This is a genomic window from Salinimicrobium terrae DSM 17865 (assembly GCF_000424665.1).
Taxonomy (GTDB): Bacteria; Bacteroidota; Bacteroidia; order Flavobacteriales; family Flavobacteriaceae; genus Salinimicrobium; species Salinimicrobium terrae.
This window is the reverse complement of sequence record NZ_AUKI01000020.1, coordinates 235,160-253,107: the sequence shown is the minus strand read 5'-3', so window position 1 is coordinate 253,107 and position 17,948 is coordinate 235,160. Positions and strand designations below refer to the sequence as shown.

General features: G+C 39.6%; 18 protein-coding genes. 10 read left to right on the top strand and 8 right to left on the bottom strand.

The genetic code is table 11. The features are described from left to right. Positions 1-9: 9 nt before the first annotated feature. Positions 10-867 (top strand): universal stress protein, encoded by an 858-nt coding sequence (locus tag H148_RS0110300; protein ID WP_029034732.1) that lies wholly within the window; start codon positions 10-12, stop codon positions 865-867. Between the two features lie 3 nt (positions 868-870). Here H148_RS0110300 and H148_RS0110295 read toward each other — a convergent pair whose 3' ends face one another. Continuing rightward, positions 871-1,554, bottom strand: coding sequence for a M50 family metallopeptidase (locus tag H148_RS0110295; protein ID WP_029034731.1), 684 nt, complete (start codon positions 1,552-1,554; stop codon positions 871-873). A 281-nt stretch (positions 1,555-1,835) separates the two neighbouring features. Here H148_RS0110295 and H148_RS0110290 point away from each other — a divergent pair, with 281 nt between their 5' ends. Continuing rightward, positions 1,836-2,960 carry a sensor histidine kinase gene (locus H148_RS0110290; protein WP_029034730.1) on the top strand — a complete coding sequence of 375 codons (1,125 nt, stop codon included), beginning with the start codon at positions 1,836-1,838 and terminating at the stop codon, positions 2,958-2,960. Between the two features lie 114 nt (positions 2,961-3,074). Here the strand turns inward: H148_RS0110290 and H148_RS0110285 are convergent, their stop codons facing one another. The 4 genes from H148_RS0110285 to H148_RS0110270 form a co-directional block, all read right to left on the bottom strand. After that, a complete protein-coding gene (locus tag H148_RS0110285) occupies positions 3,075-3,440 on the bottom strand; it encodes a response regulator (RefSeq protein ID WP_037325017.1) in 366 nt (121 codons plus the stop codon). 48 nt (positions 3,441-3,488) lie between these two features. Further along, positions 3,489-7,913, bottom strand: coding sequence for a chemotaxis protein CheB (locus H148_RS17670; protein ID WP_037325015.1), 4,425 nt, complete (start codon positions 7,911-7,913; stop codon positions 3,489-3,491). Between the two features lie 124 nt (positions 7,914-8,037). Continuing rightward, complete coding sequence (locus H148_RS0110275; protein WP_051286366.1) at positions 8,038-9,069, bottom strand: chemotaxis protein CheB; 1,032 nt, start codon at positions 9,067-9,069, stop codon at positions 8,038-8,040. 332 nt (positions 9,070-9,401) lie between these two features. Beyond that, complete coding sequence (locus H148_RS0110270) at positions 9,402-10,211, bottom strand: formate/nitrite transporter family protein (protein WP_029034727.1); 810 nt, start codon at positions 10,209-10,211, stop codon at positions 9,402-9,404. 335 nt (positions 10,212-10,546) lie between these two features. Here H148_RS0110270 and H148_RS0110265 point away from each other — a divergent pair, with 335 nt between their 5' ends. The 6 genes from H148_RS0110265 to H148_RS17660 all read left to right on the top strand — a co-directional run bounded on the left by H148_RS0110265 (position 10,547) and on the right by H148_RS17660 (position 13,802). After that, entirely contained in the window at positions 10,547-11,098 is a 552-nt protein-coding gene (locus tag H148_RS0110265) for a hypothetical protein (protein WP_037325013.1), read from the top strand. Positions 11,099-11,377: 279 nt separating this feature from the next. Next, entirely contained in the window at positions 11,378-11,932 is a 555-nt protein-coding gene (locus H148_RS17665) for a LytR/AlgR family response regulator transcription factor (protein ID WP_245583418.1), read from the top strand. Positions 11,933-11,947: 15 nt separating this feature from the next. Next, complete coding sequence (locus tag H148_RS18875) at positions 11,948-12,133, top strand: LytTR family DNA-binding domain-containing protein (RefSeq protein ID WP_281169119.1); 186 nt, start codon at positions 11,948-11,950, stop codon at positions 12,131-12,133. Between the two features lie 198 nt (positions 12,134-12,331). After that, positions 12,332-12,853 (top strand): hemerythrin domain-containing protein, encoded by a 522-nt coding sequence (locus tag H148_RS0110255; protein ID WP_245583416.1) that lies wholly within the window; start codon positions 12,332-12,334, stop codon positions 12,851-12,853. A gap of 9 nt (positions 12,854-12,862) precedes the next feature. Continuing rightward, on the top strand, positions 12,863-13,315 hold the full coding sequence (locus tag H148_RS0110250) for a hemerythrin domain-containing protein (RefSeq protein WP_029034724.1): 453 nt from the start codon (positions 12,863-12,865) through the stop codon (positions 13,313-13,315). A gap of 115 nt (positions 13,316-13,430) precedes the next feature. Further along, complete coding sequence (locus H148_RS17660; RefSeq protein WP_051286364.1) at positions 13,431-13,802, top strand: SPW repeat domain-containing protein; 372 nt, start codon at positions 13,431-13,433, stop codon at positions 13,800-13,802. 67 nt (positions 13,803-13,869) lie between these two features. Here H148_RS17660 and H148_RS0110240 read toward each other — a convergent pair whose 3' ends face one another. After that, on the bottom strand, positions 13,870-14,214 hold the full coding sequence (locus H148_RS0110240; RefSeq protein WP_029034723.1) for a hypothetical protein: 345 nt from the start codon (positions 14,212-14,214) through the stop codon (positions 13,870-13,872). Between the two features lie 215 nt (positions 14,215-14,429). Here H148_RS0110240 and trhA point away from each other — a divergent pair, with 215 nt between their 5' ends. After that, positions 14,430-15,086 carry a PAQR family membrane homeostasis protein TrhA gene (gene trhA / locus H148_RS0110235; RefSeq protein WP_029034722.1) on the top strand — a complete coding sequence of 219 codons (657 nt, stop codon included), beginning with the start codon at positions 14,430-14,432 and terminating at the stop codon, positions 15,084-15,086. 59 nt (positions 15,087-15,145) lie between these two features. Then, a complete protein-coding gene (locus H148_RS0110230) occupies positions 15,146-15,445 on the top strand; it encodes a DUF202 domain-containing protein (RefSeq protein WP_245583415.1) in 300 nt (99 codons plus the stop codon). 167 nt (positions 15,446-15,612) lie between these two features. On the opposite strand, the gene H148_RS0110225 is transcribed toward H148_RS0110230, so the two are convergent. Next, positions 15,613-16,359 carry a PepSY domain-containing protein gene (locus H148_RS0110225; RefSeq protein ID WP_029034720.1) on the bottom strand — a complete coding sequence of 249 codons (747 nt, stop codon included), beginning with the start codon at positions 16,357-16,359 and terminating at the stop codon, positions 15,613-15,615. A gap of 58 nt (positions 16,360-16,417) precedes the next feature. After that, positions 16,418-17,947: an L-aspartate oxidase gene (gene nadB / locus H148_RS17655; RefSeq protein ID WP_051286362.1), complete on the bottom strand. Its 1,530-nt coding sequence runs from the start codon at positions 17,945-17,947 to the stop codon at positions 16,418-16,420. Between the last annotated feature and the right edge of the window lies 1 nt (position 17,948).

Here is a 17,948-nt window from a genome sequence, read left to right as displayed (position 1 = left end):
TCAGCTCTTATGAAAACCTATAAAAATATTCTCGTTGCACTCGACCTGTCAGACCTGGATGAGGTGCTCATTAAATACGCTTCCTTTATTTCCAAAAGATTGGGAGCAGAAAAAGTTTATTTTGTTCATAACATAAAGAAATATGCAATTTCTGAACTTTTTGAAGAACAACTTAAAGATGTTAACCTTGACCAGGTCATTGGAGATGAACTTAATGAAAAAGTACAGGAACATTTCAAGGCTGAAATAGATTGGGAGGTATTAATTTCTGAAGACCCTTACAGCGAATCCCTTATTAAATATGTAGTGGACAAATATGCTGTACAACTGACCATAGTTGGCAATAAAAAACATGAAAAAGGTACCGGATTGGTGAGCGGGAAACTCTTAAGGTTATTGAGATGTGATATTTTGGCTGTACCGCGTGCAGCGAAACCGAAGATCGAATTGATCTGGGCCGGAACTGATCTTTCACCTGAATCTCGAAAAGTCTTCAATGTAACCAGGGCTTTACAGAAGCATGATGAAACTTCTCTTAAACTTGTCCATGTCTATAGCGTGCCGGTACAGTTTTCACCTTACGTTTCTCCTGAAGCAATGGCTCCCAAAGTAGAAAAACATGTGAAGGAGAAAATCGACAAGTACATTAAAAAAATTAATTATTCTGAATCTATTGAACCTTTGTTTTTCCTGGGAAGGGAATCTGGTGCTGCACAAAAGATCATTGCCAATATCAAAAAATCCAATCCAGACCTACTAGTGGTTGCAGATAAAGGGGGCAATACCTTTTCCCCTTTTGCAGTAGGAAGTGTAACCGAAGAATTGTTTAACGCCAATTTCGGGGTGCCTCTCTGGGTTGTAAAATAGAACCTACAGGGGGATTCGTGGGTAGTTATGGATTTCTTTTTCCTCTCCGTCCTTTATATTAACAACTCTACTGGGTCGATAGTTTTTAGCTACTTCCCTTGCTTTACTAGAGGCTTCTTCTTCATTCTCAAAGGCTTCAACAAATTCCTTCTCATGGTTAAGAACATACCATTGTTTTTTTTCAGAGTTCCATTGTACCCGGTAAACTCTTTCCATAACAGCATATTTTCTGTTCCGTAGAAGATCCAGAATTATTTTCCCGTCGCTGTAGTTTCCATCGGGATAAGGCATAGGAAATAGTGCAAAGAAAATGTAGTAGAGGGAGAAATAGGTGAATTGATAAGTAAACATATTGGTGTCCATCAACTGTTGCTCTACCAGGATCATTACAGTCAATACTCCAATCAGATTAAAAAGACTTCCTCCCCCAAAAACAAGAATATTGCTCCATCTTCTGTTGATTTTAAGGTTTTCGAAGGTACACAGGCCATACCAAAAATAATATTTACGTACCTCAATCATTCCCCAATTAAAAATTGGCTTCCCCGTGCCAATACTTACCTTGATGTTCTTACCTCCCATAAGCCAGGCAAAAAATACATGACCTGCTTCGTGCAGGATAGAAATTAGCGGCATTACCAGAAAGAAAGCCAGAAAAAATTTCGGTAAATCGCTAATTCCAAACATTGTAATTTACTTTTGTGTCTTTTCGTCAAATGCTGACTATTACAAATATTAAGAAATCGAGAATCTTAAGAAAGATCTTTAACAGGGTTTAATAAATCTGTTTTTTCCATCAATTAGTTCTCTCCCGTCCATCATCAAGTGTCGCCCAAAAAAAAGTGTAGGTTGTAAGAAGGATTTTGAATTGAACAGCCTATAATTAAAGGCTTATCTGTTAATTCTATCTAAATAGGTAGGACGATATAATTCAAAGTTTTATTTTAAAACAAATACAATTTAATTATATGAAGTTTGCTCACTTTATTAAAACCCATAAGAAAGAAATTACTGACGAATGGGTGAAATTCGCCAAAGATAATATTGAATGCGTTGGTAAACTAGATCTTGAGGAGGTCCGGGATCACATCAAGCAAATGCTCGATAGAGTAGTGGAGAGCATGGAATCATCAGAAACTGATGCCCAGCAGGAAGAGAAGTCAAAAGGAAATATGAATATGTTGTCTGGTGAATCTGAGGCTGCCAACCAGCATGGGGAACAGCGGGCAGATAAAGGTTTTAACCTTATAGAATTATGCTCGGAATTCAGAGCACTCAGGGCTAGTGTACTCCGGTTATGGGAAGCGAATAGTAAAGCCGGGAAATTGGAGACTGATTTTCAGGATATGATTCGTTTTAATGAAGCCATTGATGAATTACTGATAATTTCAGTAGAACGCTTTCAAAATAAAGTAGATGATAGTAAAAATTGGTTTATGGGTATCTTAGGGCATGATTTGCGAAATCCTCTTGCTGCCATTTCTGGAGTGCAGTCAATTCTTAAGATGTCCAAGAATTTATCAGAAAAGGAGAAATCCTTACTGGGGCGTGCTGGTTCCAGTGTAAAACGTATGGCAGAATTGATAGATAATCTTCTGGAACTAACCAATTTGCGCCTGGGAAACGGTATGAATATTAATAAATCACAGGTTGATCTTTCAACACAAAGTACTAAAATTGTTCAGGAATTACAGATAGCTTATCCCGAAGCAGAATTGATCATTGAATCTCCCGGTCCCGTACAGGGAGAGTGGGACGTTTTAAGGCTGGATCAATTAATGACCAATTTAATTACTAATGCCTTGCGTCACGGAAAACCCGGTGGTCCTGTCACAGTTAGTATACTTGCTAAAGGCAATGATGCATTCTTTAAGATTCACAATGAAGGGCCGCTAATACCGAAAAGTATTAAAGAAATGATTTCTACCGGTAATTTCACTAAAACTAATGGAGATCCCACAAAAAGGGATAGTTATGGACTTGGCTTGTATATTATAAAGCAAATTGTAGATGGTCATAACGGACAAATAAAAGTAAGCAGTACTGAAGAAAAAGGCACCAATTTTGAAATTACCCTTCCCAGAAAGTCTTAAACAAAATCTGGGTGCTTAAATTAACAACATGGAGTGGGAGCAAGGAACTCCTGATGTTGGCGCCGGTTTTTTCGGAGTGTTAAGGGGGATATCCTGTGATACTTAACCTGGTCTTTAACGGGACGATTCTATTTTTTCCAGTAGCTCTTCCATTTCAAAGGGTTTAGCAATAAAATCATTGGCACCCGCTGCCTTGCATTTTTTTCCTGCATCGTGAAGGGCGGACATCATTAATATATTTACATGTTTGGTGGTTTCATCTCTTCTTAACCGGGCACAAACATCTGTACCGTTAACACCCGAAATGAGCATGTCCAAAAGTACTAAATCAATATTATGAGCAATTATATTTTCTTCAGTCTCTTCGGGCTTTTCGGAGACAAATACCTCATAACCGTTCATTTCAAGCAGCATTTGGAGCATTTCACCAATCCCCTTGTCATCATCTACTACTAAAACTTTTTTGTTATTCTTTTCCATTTTTCTGTTCAGGTTATGTTATTAAATATTTCTAACACAGCTAACTATTCAAACTACATAAGGCAACGAAAAAGAAAAAACAGAACCTTCTCCTATTTTACTTTTCACTGATATTTTCCCCCCGTGCCGTTGTATGATCTCATTAGAAAGGAACAAACCAATTCCAAAACCGGCATACATATCTTCATTTTCCCTTACCCGGTAAAAACGGTCAAATATCTTTTGTAAATCATTTTCGGCTATGCCTATACCCTTGTCTTTCACGCTTACTTTGACATAATTGTTTTCTCCTTTTTCAATTTTTACTTCAACCGGGTGTTCATTAGAAGAATATTTTATGGAATTGGTGATTAGGTTTATTAATACCTGACCAATTCTATCCTTATCGGCATTGACCGTGCACTCAAATTTATGTTTGATTGTAATCTTTTGGCCGGTACTGGAATGATTGATATCCTGAATGGTTTCATCTACCAATTCATTTATGCTGAACACTTTATTTTGGAATACAAGCTTGTTGTCCTCAAGACGGGAGAGATCTAGCATTTCAGAAATCAGTCTTGATAAACGTCCTATTTGGGTATCTATGCGTTCCAAAGAAGGTTTAAGGGGTAAAGATTCCAAAACTATATTTTTATCTTTTTTAAGTATGCTTAACAACAATTGCACATATCCTTTTATAGAAGTAACCGGGGTTTTAAGCTCATGGCTTACCATTTTGAGGAAATCTTCTTTACGTTTTTCCTCATCTTTTAATTTTTGAATTTCTATTGCCGAATTGATCCAGAATTGAATTTTCCCGAAGTTATTTTTAAGAGGTACGGCCCGGCCTAAATGCCAGTTATATCCTCCGTTTTTGTTTGCACACCGAAACTCCATTTCAAACTCTTTCCCGGTGCTCAAAGATTCCTTCCAGGTGCTTATGAAATTTTCAAGATCATTTGGATGGATACAATTCTGCCAACCACGGCCTTCAAGTTCTTCCTGGCTTTGACCGGTGTCATTAAGCCAATGCCTGTTGAAATAGTAGGCGTTTCCTTCTTCATCTGTGTTAAGGATTTTCCCCGGCATTAAATCGGCCATTTTCCTAAAATGAGATTCACTCTCCTTTAATTTAATATGGAATTCGGCCTGTGGGGTCACTTCGGTGGCTATGACTACTACTCCAAAGATTTCCCCGTTGGCATTTCTCTGAGGATAATAAATGAAATTGTAATATATGGTCTTTATTTTTCCATTTTTAAGCAATTTCACAGGTCTTTCAATGGCACTGAAAGGTTCTCCTTTCTTATAAACATCTTTTAGAATTACATCAAAGCCTTGTGCCTTTATTTCGGGCAATACCGAAAATAGCGGCTTGCCGATTATATCTCTGCCTTTCCCCCAGGATTTTAAAATTGCATCGTTGGCTATACCAATTTTATGGTCTTCTCCTGTAAAAGTAGCAATTAATGAAGGGGAAGAATAGATCATTTCATGGTACTGGCGCTCACTTTGTTCAATTTTTTCCGCTGCCTCTTTACGGTCGGTAATATCACGACTTATTTCGGAGACCCCAATTATTTTGCCTTCCGCATCTTTTACCAGGGAACCTGTAAGGGATATGGGGATTTTTTTTCCTTTTTTGGTAATTCTTACCAATTCAAATTCATTTATTTTACCTCCCTTTTTAACTGTTTCGGTAATTGTATCCTCCTCGTCCTGGTACTCTTTGGGAATAATAATCGATATGTGTTTTCCAATAGTTTCTTTAAGGTTATATCCGAATATTTTTTCTGCACCTCTGTTCCAACTCGTAATGGTTCCATCGAGGGTTTTACTAATAATGGCATCCTCCGAAGATTCTACAATTGCCGACAATCTCGCATTTTTTGCACCGGCCTTTTTTACTTCTGTAATATCTTCAATCGCCAGTAAGATCCTATTGTCTTCATTATCGGGACTAAAGATCTGCCGGGCATTTAACAGCATGGTTTTCGTTCCAATTTTTTGGAAATCATGTGTCATCTCAAAATTGGTAAAACCTTCTTTTTCTGGCAAAATGTTACCCAACAGGGTTCTCAATTGGGAAATGTCCCACTGTTTATTACCTATATCATACACCAATTTTCCCTCTGTTTGCTCTTCCCGAACCTTAAATGTTTTGTAGAAAGCTTTATTGGCAGATTTCACATGTAGATTTTTATCCAGAATCAACAGGGGCTCCCAAATAGTATCAACAACGATCTCAGCATAATCCCTGGAACTCACGAGCTGAGTGTTGAGGCTCTGCAACTCCTGGTTTAAGCTGGTTAGTTCTTCATTAGTACTCTGCAATTCCTCTTTGCTGGTCTCCAATTCCTCGTTCAAACTCTGCAGTTCTTCACTGCTACTTTCCAACTCTTCATTGCCACTTTGCAGCTCTTCATTAATTGCTTCCTGGTCTTCGGTAATGCTGCGCATATTTTCCCGGGTTTGGGAAAGTTCCAGTTCCAGTTGTTTTATGCGCCTGTCTTTTTCTTTATCTTTTGGTGCTCCAGAAGTGTCCTCATTGGAGACTGCGAGCCCATGGTCATGGAAAAGGACGAGATAATGGGGCTCTACAAGTTTCGGCAAAGGAACAGCTTCTATGGAAACGTTACATGTTTGCCCATCTATTTCTATTAATATGTCATTTTTTACTATAGCAGATTTTCCTTCGGGATCCTTCTGCTGGTTTATTTTGGCTTGATGCAAAATATTCCGGAGTTCGAAGGACAGCCCCAATTTTGCCATTTTTAACAAGTTATGGGTAGGTTTTCCTGGGGACTGTTGCAGGAATTTGCTGGTATTTCCCCGAAAATGAACAATATCCATGGTTTCATTCACCACCACCCCGGCCGGGGAGTAATTGCTCAGGATAACATCGTCTGCGATCGTCTGGAAATCGGTACGTGTATTTTCTTCCCGGAAATCGGTGTTAATGTCTTTAATATTTTGTTCGCTTCGCTTGCTGGTCACCAGCATGAACCTGCTGCGTTTATCTTTGCGGGAGTATATTTTATACTGTTTTTCTGAAGGAGCAAAAAGATCGGGTACATTACTCACGGTCTCCGATTTTCCCAGTAATAAATACCCATTCTGGTTTAGGGCATAGTGAAAGGTGGTAAGGGCCTTTTTCTGAAGGTAAGGCTCCATATATATGAGCACATTGCGGCAACTTACAAGGTCTATTTTCCCAAATGGCGGGTCCATGAGGAAATTATGAAGGGCAAAAACACATATTTCGCGTACCTTCTTGTTTATCTGGTAATGGCCATCTCTTTTAGTAAAATATTTTTTCAAACGTTTGGGAGACAGATCCTGTACTTCATTTTTTTTATAAATCCCTGTTCGAGATCTTTCAATGGCAGGTTCGCTAATATCTGTACCAAATATTTGTATTTTTTCCCTGGGGCCCGATGAAGGATTGTTCTCAAAGAACTCCAGGAGGCAGATAGCAATAGTGTAGGCTTCCTGGCCGGTGCTGCATGCCGACACCCAAATTCGAATGGGAACACCTTCTTGCTTATTCTTAATAATGTTTGGAAGGGTAGTATGACATAAAGTGTCAAAAACCTCGGTGTCCCGGAAAAAAGCGGTTACCGGGATCAATAGATCCTGGTACAACACATCTTGTTCGGAGGTCTTTGATTTTAATTGTTCAAGATATTCTGAAGGTTCTTCTTTATTATTAAGAGCCATCCTGCGGAGTATTCTTCTGCGAATAGTGGTTTGCTTATAGTAAGTAAAATCGGTTCCTCTACGCGTTCGCAACAGGGAAAGGATTTGTTTAAAAACCTTCTCATCCTGCCCGTTGTATTTTTGATCGTCGCCATCGGCATCCTTGGCGGCGATTTTTTTAATTGTTTCAAGAATTTTTGCAGGAATTTTATCCGGGGGAAGGGCAAAATCCACCACTCCCGCATCGGCTGCGCTTTTGGGCATTCCATCATACTCTGCCGACTCCAGGTCATGGGCAAACGTGATGCCCCCATGTTCCTTAATGGCTTTTAATCCTTCAGTACCATCACTCCCTGTGCCTGTTAATACTACTCCAATAGAATGCGACTGGTGAACCCATGCAAGGGAGGTGAAAAACAAGTCTATAGGCAGGTTTTTTAATTTTTCGCTCTTTTCGGGCCTGGGGCTGAGTTCCAGCTTACCATCATTAGAAAGCAGCATTTTATTGCTGGGGATAATGTAAATATTATTGGGCTCCACCTTAATGTCATCTGAAATTTCCAGAACAGGAATATTGCTGACTTTTTGCAATAGTTCCGGCAGCTGACTATCATGGTTTGGGTCCAGATGCTGCACCAGTACATAGGCCATTCCTGAATCTTTGGGGATGGATTTTATAAACTGTTTAAATGCCGCCAATCCCCCCGCGGAAGCACCAACGCCTACTACGGGAAATTTATTTTTAGATTTGGTGAGTGCTTTATTTGGAGTTTTTTGGTTAGGTTCTTTCATATACAATATCCTATGGGGATAATATAAAAATACCCTTTTTTACAGGTTATAAAAACTTTAAGAGCTTTATAACAAATGTTTGTGAGAAAGAAGAGAAATATGAGGGTTAAATATCACGTATTCATCAGGTAGGCATATCATCCTCACTTTCAATATTAGCTGTTTTCAGGATTGCCCTAATCCTATCGATATGAACCTGGGAGACTTTTGCTCTTTCCTCGGCCGATTTAGAACCAACACCTTTTTTGTCCTTTGCCATGGTAGTCAGCAAATTTTTACGTTCCTCGAACATTCTTAGAGCAGTCCACATGGTTTCTTCAATCTTTTTTGTCTGTTCAGCTAAAAGAGAGGCTGCCGTATATGCGTGCCCCACATGACAACGATACCGGAGATCGGTATCTTTTTCCACTTTCCATAGAACCCCACCACAACCCGGGCAATTAAATGGTACCTGATCGCCCACTTTATTGACTGAAGCCAAATCACTCAAAACACGTTCGGCAATTTTAGTCTCTATTAAAACATCATCCGGAACAGGTTTACTTTGTTTTAATTTCTGTGGGATAAGCTGATAAAGCAGGGTTCCCATTTTAGATATAGGCAGGCAATGATCTACTTTTACATTATTTAAAGCATTCTTTGGCATCGCTGGATAATCGGCTTCCTCAGGATCCTGGACAATACAGGTTCCTCCACATCTTTTAATGGCTTTCATTCCTGCCGTTCCATCATCGAGATAACCCGTTAGCAATATTCCAATAACCCCGGTACCAAATCCTACGGCAGCAGATCGAAATAAGGGATCAATAGCAGGACGATACCTGTTTTCCTGGGCTCCTTTAGTCACCAGTATTTTAAGATCTTCTCCAATCATCAGGTGATGGTCTGATGGTGCCAGGTAAAGATGTCCGGGTTTAAGGTTATCTCCGCTTTCTGCATGCTGACATTTTATTGTATTCAACTTATTTAACTCGTCTAAAAGTACATTTCCAGTAGCATCTGCAGAAATATGACGCACAACCAGTACCGGCAGAGGGAAATCCTTGTGCAGTTGACTAATTAATTTTTTCAATGCACTAAGCCCTCCTGCAGATGTACCTATTACAACTATCTTAGAAATTTTTCCTGAATTATCTGTTTTATTGCTTTTTTCCATTTTTTTAATCAAACTAAAATAATTAAATGCCTTATCCGGAACATTTCATTTTCTCCTATGTTTTTAACAAGAAAAAGCCATGTCTCATATAAAAGCGTTGTTAGCTGGCGAGCCCGGAATTTTCATTTCAGTCTAATTTAAGCATCTTAAGTTTGATTTCTTGTTACTATGTGTTTTTTCTTGTTTTAAAGTCAGCGTTTTACTACTTCAACTGTATTTTTTCCGATTTTTTCAGTATTCTTTGGATATGCTTCAGTTTAGAGTTTGTCCTGATCATGTTTATTTACGGGCAAAACTATAAACTTTCACATGCAGGCTGTTTTTTGTTTTTGCTATGAATCTGCTTTTACCTGTGCATGATTTAGTACGGCAACGATGGCTACACCACCTATTATATTACCAATTAAAGCGGGAATAGTAAAGTTGATTAAGGCATTCCCCCAGGACGTTTGTTCCATAAAGGCCAGTGTAAAAACCTCTACTGATCCTGCGATTGAATGACTTAAATGGCCTATACCAATAATGTAGGTTATAATGATAATAACCCATATACGTGCGGTTTGCGCGTAAGGTAGAAGCCACACAATTAATGCAATGAGCCAACCGGCAAAGACTCCCCGAAGTAAAGTGACTTCAAAAGAAGGTTTCATGGCCATTTTCCCTATTTCTTTAAAAGCTTCCTGAACGTGTGGGTCAAATACCTGGCTTTTCGAAGCCACAAATGCTATAATGACAGCTCCAATAAGATTTGCAATAAGCACTATTCCCCAAAGCCTTAATACTTGCCAAAACGTTTTTAGATCTCTTCTTTGAAGGAGTGGCAAAACCGGGGTTAGTGTATTTTCTGTAAACAATTGTTGCTTTCCCAGAATGACAATAAGAAATCCTACACTATAGCCCAAATTTGATATCAGGACTCGCCACTCAACATCAGGAAGATTAGCCCTTAACAATCCTTCCGAAATCATAGAAAATCCCATGGACAACCCGGCAGCAAGGCCAGACCAGAACAATGCAGAAGAGGAACGGGATAATTCCGAGAGAGCTTCTATAAAAATAGAATCATGTATAACTTTTGCAGTAGGAGATTTTCTTTCCTCCGACTCCTGTTTGTCTGTATCAGAAAAGTTTTCCTTTGTCATATAAAATTGGATTTGATTATGAAACCATCAGACAAAAGCAACTTCTTTGTAAAAACTCTGTATATCTATTTTTGAAGTTAGCAGGATGGAAGCCACCACGGCAAAGTAAAAATAGATGCTAGCCGTTTGATAAATGGTTAATCGAGCCTTAAAACTATGTTATTATTCTACAACAACATTGGTTCTGTATCCCCAAAGTGGGTCCCGGTAATCTATTTCGGGCTATTGATATCATAGCACTGAAAGAAGCCTGTTTTCACCCGTAAATTTGCATGGAATTTAACGTACCGACGTATAAATTAAGGAGTGAAAAGTAATAATCTAAAGCTATTATCATGAAAATTTTTTTTGTTTCTCTTGTGATCTTGATGTGGGCAGAAATTGGCAATGCTCAATTTACTGAACTTAAAGAAGCCCGTGTAGGGTTCGATCCTGTGCTACCTGAAGTTACGGTAGATGGTGAAAAATATATATTTAAAATTAGAGAGAAGTACGGAAGAGAATTTGAAAAAGATCCTGTTGAATTTCTTGACAGGTACTGCAAAATAGAAGCCTTTATTGATCTCGTGGAGGATGGAAAAACGCTGGAATACCAGGTGGAGGTAAGAAGTAATAAAGGAAAGATGAGAGCAAAATATTGTAAAGAAGGAAATTTACTCACAGTTTCTTATAAGCTTAAAAATGTTCTTCTGCCTCCCCACTTACAGGAAGAGGTGTATAGGAATTACAAGGGATGGAATATGACTCGTAACATTCATGTGGCCAAAGGAAGGGACGGAAATGTGCAGCAAGAATATTTTAAGATTCGCCTGGAGAAAGGGGATGAGGTACAGAATTTGAAAATTCAGGTTACTGATGGGAAACCCATAGAAGTTGCGAGCAAATAATAGTTGATAGTTGAGGCTCAATCAGGGACTGTCGAAAAAGAAATTCATTTTGCACCTTTCCAGGTGCAGGGTCTCAGGAATACCCGGGACGAAGGGGGGTAGTGAATAATTTTTTGATAGTCCTTGGTTATCATAGCAGCCTTTTTTTCTTTTAGGAATTTTTATATTTATAACGGAGGAAAAGAGCACAAATCTATATGTTTTTATTCCCCCGTTTCTTCCCTTATTAGCACTAAAAAATGTAACTTTGAATAAGTAATTAGAATTAAGCTTCGACCTTTGAAAGCTTTAATAATAGACGATGAAGCCCTCGCGAGAAAGCGGGTGATTAACCTTCTTAACAAGGTGCCGGAAGTCGAGGTTTTGGGAGAATGTTCTAGTGGAAAAACGGCCATTAAAGAAATTAATTCTCTTAAACCCGATCTAATCTTTCTGGACCTGGAAATGAAAGACATGGATGGCTTCAATGTCCTTGAAAAAATAAAAATTTCCCCCCGTCCCGTAATTGTTCTTTTAACCGCTCACAACCCCGATGCCAGTAAGGCCTTTGAAGCCAACGTCTGTGATTTGCTTTTAAAGCCATTTAAGGATGAGCGCTTCTATAAAACAGTCTCAAAAGTACTTAACACTATTCTGCGGGAAGAGCTGGATATAGACGGTAAGATTCAAAGTCGTCTGGGTTTTTACACGAATCGTTCTACAGGGACTATATTTAAGATTCCTGTAAAGCAGGGAAACAAAACCATCCTTCTTGAACCGCAAGATATACTTTACGTCACCTCTTCAGGGTGTTATGCCGAAATATATACCCATAACAATAAGTATTTATTATGAGAATCCCTCTGCGCCCTGGATGAAATTCTTGATCCTAATGTGTTCTTTCGAATACACCGTTCAACAATTGTCAACCTTGATCATGTAAAGGAGTTGGTTCACTCCGAATATGGCGAAATTGACGCTAAGATGGCCGATGGTCGACTTCTTCATACCAGTAAAGCTCAAAAAAAACCTTTTTTAGAAAAATTGGGCATTTAATTGGGAAAATCCTTGGTCCTTAATCATTATCACTCTATATGATTACCATCATAAAATATTAAAATTTATTTGGACATTTTTGTCTTAATTAGTCAGAAGTATTAATGCAAGAAAAGGATCAAATTATCTCTGCTAAAGTTGCTTCCAAAGCAATAAGGGAATCTATTAAAGTTTGCAACGTTTGTGGCCAAATAAGAAATGGACCTTCAGAAGAGAAGGATCTGGAACGAAAGAAAAGTAATGGAAAAGAAAAAACCAATCAAACGACATGAAGCTCTAAAGCCTCTGAGCCGGGAACACCATCACGGCCTTTTACTTTGCTGGAAAATACGGCAGGGAATAAAGCTGGAGGTTGCCCCGGAGCGAATGAAGAGTTATACCGACTGGTTCAAAAAGCAATATTTGTATCCGCATTTTGAAGCTGAAGAAGAATATGTTTTTCCTGTATTGGGAGATGAAAATCAGCTGATTAAAAAAGCCCTTGCAGAACACCGGAGGCTTAAGAGATTATTTAATCAGAAATCTGAAGTTCTTAAGGCCCTTAGCCTCATAGAGGAAGAGCTGGACAGCCATATCAGGTTTGAGGAAAGAGTGGTGTTTAATGAAGTGCAGCAAATAGCTTCTCCGGAGGAATTTGAAGATATTGAGCAAAAGCATCACGCCATAGCTTTTTCAGATGACAATTGGGAAGACCATTTCTGGAATTCCAAAAAGATTTAAAATTTAGATATGACTGCAACTTCTCAAGCTTTGGAACCTTTGTCTCTGGAACACCAACAGGCCCTTAGGGTGTGTGAAAATATAAGAAAGGGACTTAGCCAGGGTGTCGATAAGGAAAGAATAAGAAAGTACACCAACTGGTTTAAGAGAAACTATCTCGACCCACATTTTGATTTGGAAGAACAGTTTATTTTTCCCCTATTAGGAAATAATGTACGGGTTAAAAAAGCACTGGCCAACCACCGGCGAATCAATAAATTACTTAGCTGTGACTGCGATAATGAAAGAGTGTTGAACCTGCTGGAAGAAGAGTTGAGTACTTTTATAAGATATGAAGAGCGGGTACTTTTTAAGGAGATCGTCAAAAAAGTGGGCCCCGAAGAGCTACTTCAGCTGCAAACTCATCATGATAGTATTGTCTTCAATGAGGAGGACTGGAAGGATAAGTTTTGGAAATCTTAGTTAGTTGGGGAATTCTTCAGAAAAGATTCATGAATTCAGTACAAAGTTGTGTTAAGCCTTTGGTTTTTAAGAAGTAAAGTTAAGTAATTGTAGGTTGTAACTTAAAACTGAAATTATGATCAGCACAAAAATTCACGGTTATATTGACTATCTCATGGGTCTTTTATTGATCCTTCTTCCATTGCACCCGGCAATTCCGGAAGGTGCTGCCTCTACTTTACTGGTCATCCTGGGTGCAGGAGTGATCCTTTACAGTCTTCTTACAGATTATGAATTGGGATTATTCAAGATCCTGGCGATGAAAACGCACCTCGGCATGGATGTTTTGGGAGGAGTGTTGCTTGCCACCTCTCCGTGGCTTTTCGGTTTTGCCGATGAATTGACCTGGCCGTTTGTGGTTTTGGGAATTCTGGAAATTGGAGCAGGACTTTTAACAGAGAAAAAACCACCCGGGGCAGAGAATCCCACGCACGATAGCCATTCCTGATTTTGTTAGGATTACTATTTAGGGGGGATATTTTTAATTAAATCTTGGCTCCTGGTTCTTGACTCTTTTACCTCAAAAGCCTTCTGGTAATAAAATTATTCTTTTGAAAGTAAACGCTGTGGGCTGCACCAAGATTTAGAACCGTAGTATAAAAACCCGCCAGGACAAAAACTAATTGGTAGACCGTGGCTGTATACGCAGAGGTGAGCATAAATATAATAACTGCAGTCAGCAACACAGTACAAAAGAAGGAAAGCCAAACATCATGTTGCAGCTTTAGTCTTTTAAATACAGTACGGAGTAGTGGGTTCTTTTCTTCATAAGACCCGGCAGGTCCGTAAGAAGAAATATAGGATACTAAAAATTTCGATGCGATTATTTCAAAAGCCACAAGGGCAAGTAACAGATCCATATGTTGTAACTAGGTGAAACTGAAGGAGCTAAATTAATTGAATATTTTAATCCTGCAAGTTAAATTGAATATTATTTACACTTCATCTATAAAAATTGTTTTTCATCGATGTTTCTTTTTAAGTTACAATAACTATTCCATGAAAATTCTTATAAGCTGGTTTCGGTTTGAATTAATTGGTTATAAGTTTACTTTTGTAACAAGTATCGCAGCTCATGAAAAAACCGCCCAAGATCAGGTTTTATTCTCCTAAGGAGGAACTCTTAAACGTAGTTTCCCATGGTGCAGGTTTGGTCCTGAGCGTTCTGGGTCTCTTCCTTTTAATTTTCAAAGCACTTGAATTTGACAGCAGTAAATTGTTGCTGAGTTTTCTCATTTTTGGCTCCTCCCTTGTCTTACTGTACCTGGCATCCACGCTTTACCACAGCACTAAGGATCTAAGGAAACGGTTTAACTTTAAAATATTTGATCATATTGCCATTTTTATACTCATCGCCGGGACCTATACTCCTTTTGCCCTGGTAACATTGCAGGGCCGTACCGGTTGGATCATCCTGGGAGTGGTATGGGCAATCGCCTTACTGGGAACTATCCTTAAGCTCTTCTTTACCGGAAGGTTTAAAATCTTATCAACCCTTCTTTATGTAGGCATGGGATGGGTAATTGTTTTCGCTATAAAACCCTTAATGGAAAACCTTTCCCCACAAGGTTTACAGTGGCTTTTGGGCGGCGGACTCGCATACACTATCGGTGCAGTACTCTACAGCATTAGCAGGTTGAATTATAACCATGCAATCTTTCATTTCTTTGTGCTGTTAGGCAGTTATTGTCATTTTATGGCAATTTACAGACATGTCCTTCCGCCGGTATAATTGCCACCTATGGTTTTACTTCAGATTAATTTTTACCTTTATTCAAAGCTTTCGATAATTTGAAACGCAGGAAAAAGAATATAAGAATTAAAGAAGATCTCATCACTCGCGACTGGTTGGCTATAGACCGCACCCGTATGGCAAATGAACGTACATTTCTTGCTTATTTGCGTACATTTATTGTGATATTAAGCTCGGGAGTGGCAATTCTTAGAGTAGAAGTGCTTCGGGATATGTATGACCTGGGAATTTTTCTGCTGGTCATCGCTCCTTTTATCATGTTGATTGGAGTTGCAAGATTCCTTTATGTTAGAAGACATATTAAAAAATACTTTCAGATTAAGGAATATGAGGAATAACTTCCGAAATGAACCTGCTAAGCCCTTTAGTGAATATCCTTTCCCAAAATCCTATTGAAGATCAACAGTGCCTAACCTGTCAAAAATGACATTTTTCAAACTCCTTTTTTAAAAGGTTAAGCGAGAACCCTTCAGTTAATGTCAATTTTGGCTAAAGTTCAATAGATCTATCCCCGCCGTTTTTTCCCTCTGGTTCTTCGTTTTCCTTTCTTTCCAAAGAGCTTCATCATAGTAGGAGAGGAGATGAACCATAGAAGGAATCCGCTAAGGACCGTGATCAACCCCAGTAAGGAAAAGGCGCGCAGGATAAATGTATTGAAATCATCCCTGGTTTCGTAGTCCATGGTGTGTGTCATCCACAGAAAATCAAACCAGCGCCAGTCCCTGTGCCTCAAAGATCTAAAGGTGCCATCCTGTGCAGAAACGTAAGCTTTAATATTTTCAGATCCCGCATAGGAGATCACATAAGAGGGAAGACTACCTCCTCTGTACTCATGGTGGTTCCCGGTACTGGTGATGCGTTCAATTCCCGAAACACTTAAACTTTCTAACATATATTTTTCTGCTATCTCCACAGCTTCCTCCTTCGAAATTTCCTGTTTTTGAGAACCCGTGCGGGCGTGAACGAGAAATTCTTCGTTGACCCAGTAATAAGGTTCCCCAGCAATATCTTTTAGCTGAAGGGAGTTGACTTCCAAAGCTGGAGCTACTTCCGAAATACCGGCAAGGTTGGAGAAAGAAGCAGGGTGAACATGAGCTTTTCTAAAGTGATCTCCATGGATCTCATCAATATCTGTCCAGCTGAAGTACATTCCGCTAATGGTCCACATTAGAAATTGGATTCCGAGAAAAATTCCGAGATAGCGGTGTGCTTTTCTAAAGGCCGAAGCAGTTTTTCGTTTAACAAATGGCATTTTTGGGAGCTATAATTTTTACAATTATACTAATTCTGCTTCAGCTGAAAGTATTTATCTAAAAAATTTCCTGCGGAACTCCCTTTTTTGGAAAGAATTCATCCAGCACCTCCTTCATGATCAAAATTGCGGTTTGCACCATATTCCGCAGCTCATAGAAGGCTACAGTGCCCGAGTTAAAAGGCGGATAGTTATCCAGCATTTCCTGCAACTCCTGCAGCCGTTCAAGCGCCTCTGTTTTTGCCCTTTTTGGAGCCGAATGCAAAAGATCGTAATTCATGATCTCATTAAGCCGAAGCCTAAGACTGTTTATGATCTCATCATCGGCCTCTTCTTCATATTTGAGCAACACCTTTTGTTCAGGAAGTTGTGGTTCGGGGATCTGGTCCAGCTCCTCTAAAACTAGCGTGGAGGCTTCATGTGAGAAAACCAGGGCCTCCAGCAGAGAGTTGGAAGCCAGACGGTTTGCACCGTGCAAACCGGTATAAGCACATTCTCCCGAGGCATATAGCTGCCCCACCGAAGTCCTCGCTTTTTGATCCACCTCTATTCCCCCGCACTGGTAATGAGCGGCAGGAACTATAGGAATAAGATCTGTAGCCGGGTCTATTCCTATGGAGTTGCAATAGGAAACTATGGTTGGAAATTTTTTACTGAAATTGCTAAAGTCAAGGTGTCTGCAGTCAAGGTAAACGTTTTTCTCACCCGAAGCCTTAAGTTCTTTTACAATAGCTTCAGAAACCACATCTCTTGTAGCGAGCTCTCCCCGGGTATCAGATTTAAAAAGGAACCTGTTGCCCTGCTTGTTTACCACGTAGGCGCCATAGCCCCGAACCGCTTCAGAAATAAGAAAGAGTGGGTTTTTACCTTTTTCATACAAAGCTGTGGGGTGGAACTGCATGTAATTCATGTTTTTCACACGTGCACCTGCCCTCCAGGCAATTGCAACGCCATCCCCGGTAGCGACCGATGGATTTGTGGTGTTCTCAAATACCATCCCGCTGCCACCACTGGCTAAAAAGGTGACTTTTGATGCAATATTTATTTTTTGTGCAGTCCTTTTATCCAGCACCGTACTTCCTATACAGGATTTTTCCTGATCATCCAGCAATAGATCTGTCACAAAATAGTGATCAAAGAACTGAATATTGGGATAGGATCTTGCACGGGAGATCAATTTTCGCTGAATTTCCAGGCCGGTTAAGTCCCGGTGATGTACAATGCGGTTTCGGGAATGGCCTCCTTCAAGGCCTAACTCCAGACTTCCATTCTTACCTGCATCAAAGGAGGTGCCCCAGCCAATTAACTCCAGAAGACGTGCAGGAGCCTGGGATACTACCATCTCCACCACCTTTGGATCGTTGAGTCCGTGGCCGGCTTTTATAGTGTCTTTAATATGCAACTCAAAGCTATCCCGAAGCTTGTCCAAAACTACCGCGATCCCTCCCTGGGCCTGGGCGGTGTTGGAAACTTCGTTCTTTTCTTTAGTGATCACCGTAACCTGTACATCTGGCCGGGCTGCTGCTATTTTGATAGCAAAGGTCAGGCCTGCTACCCCCGAGCCTATTACCAGCACATCTGTTTTCATT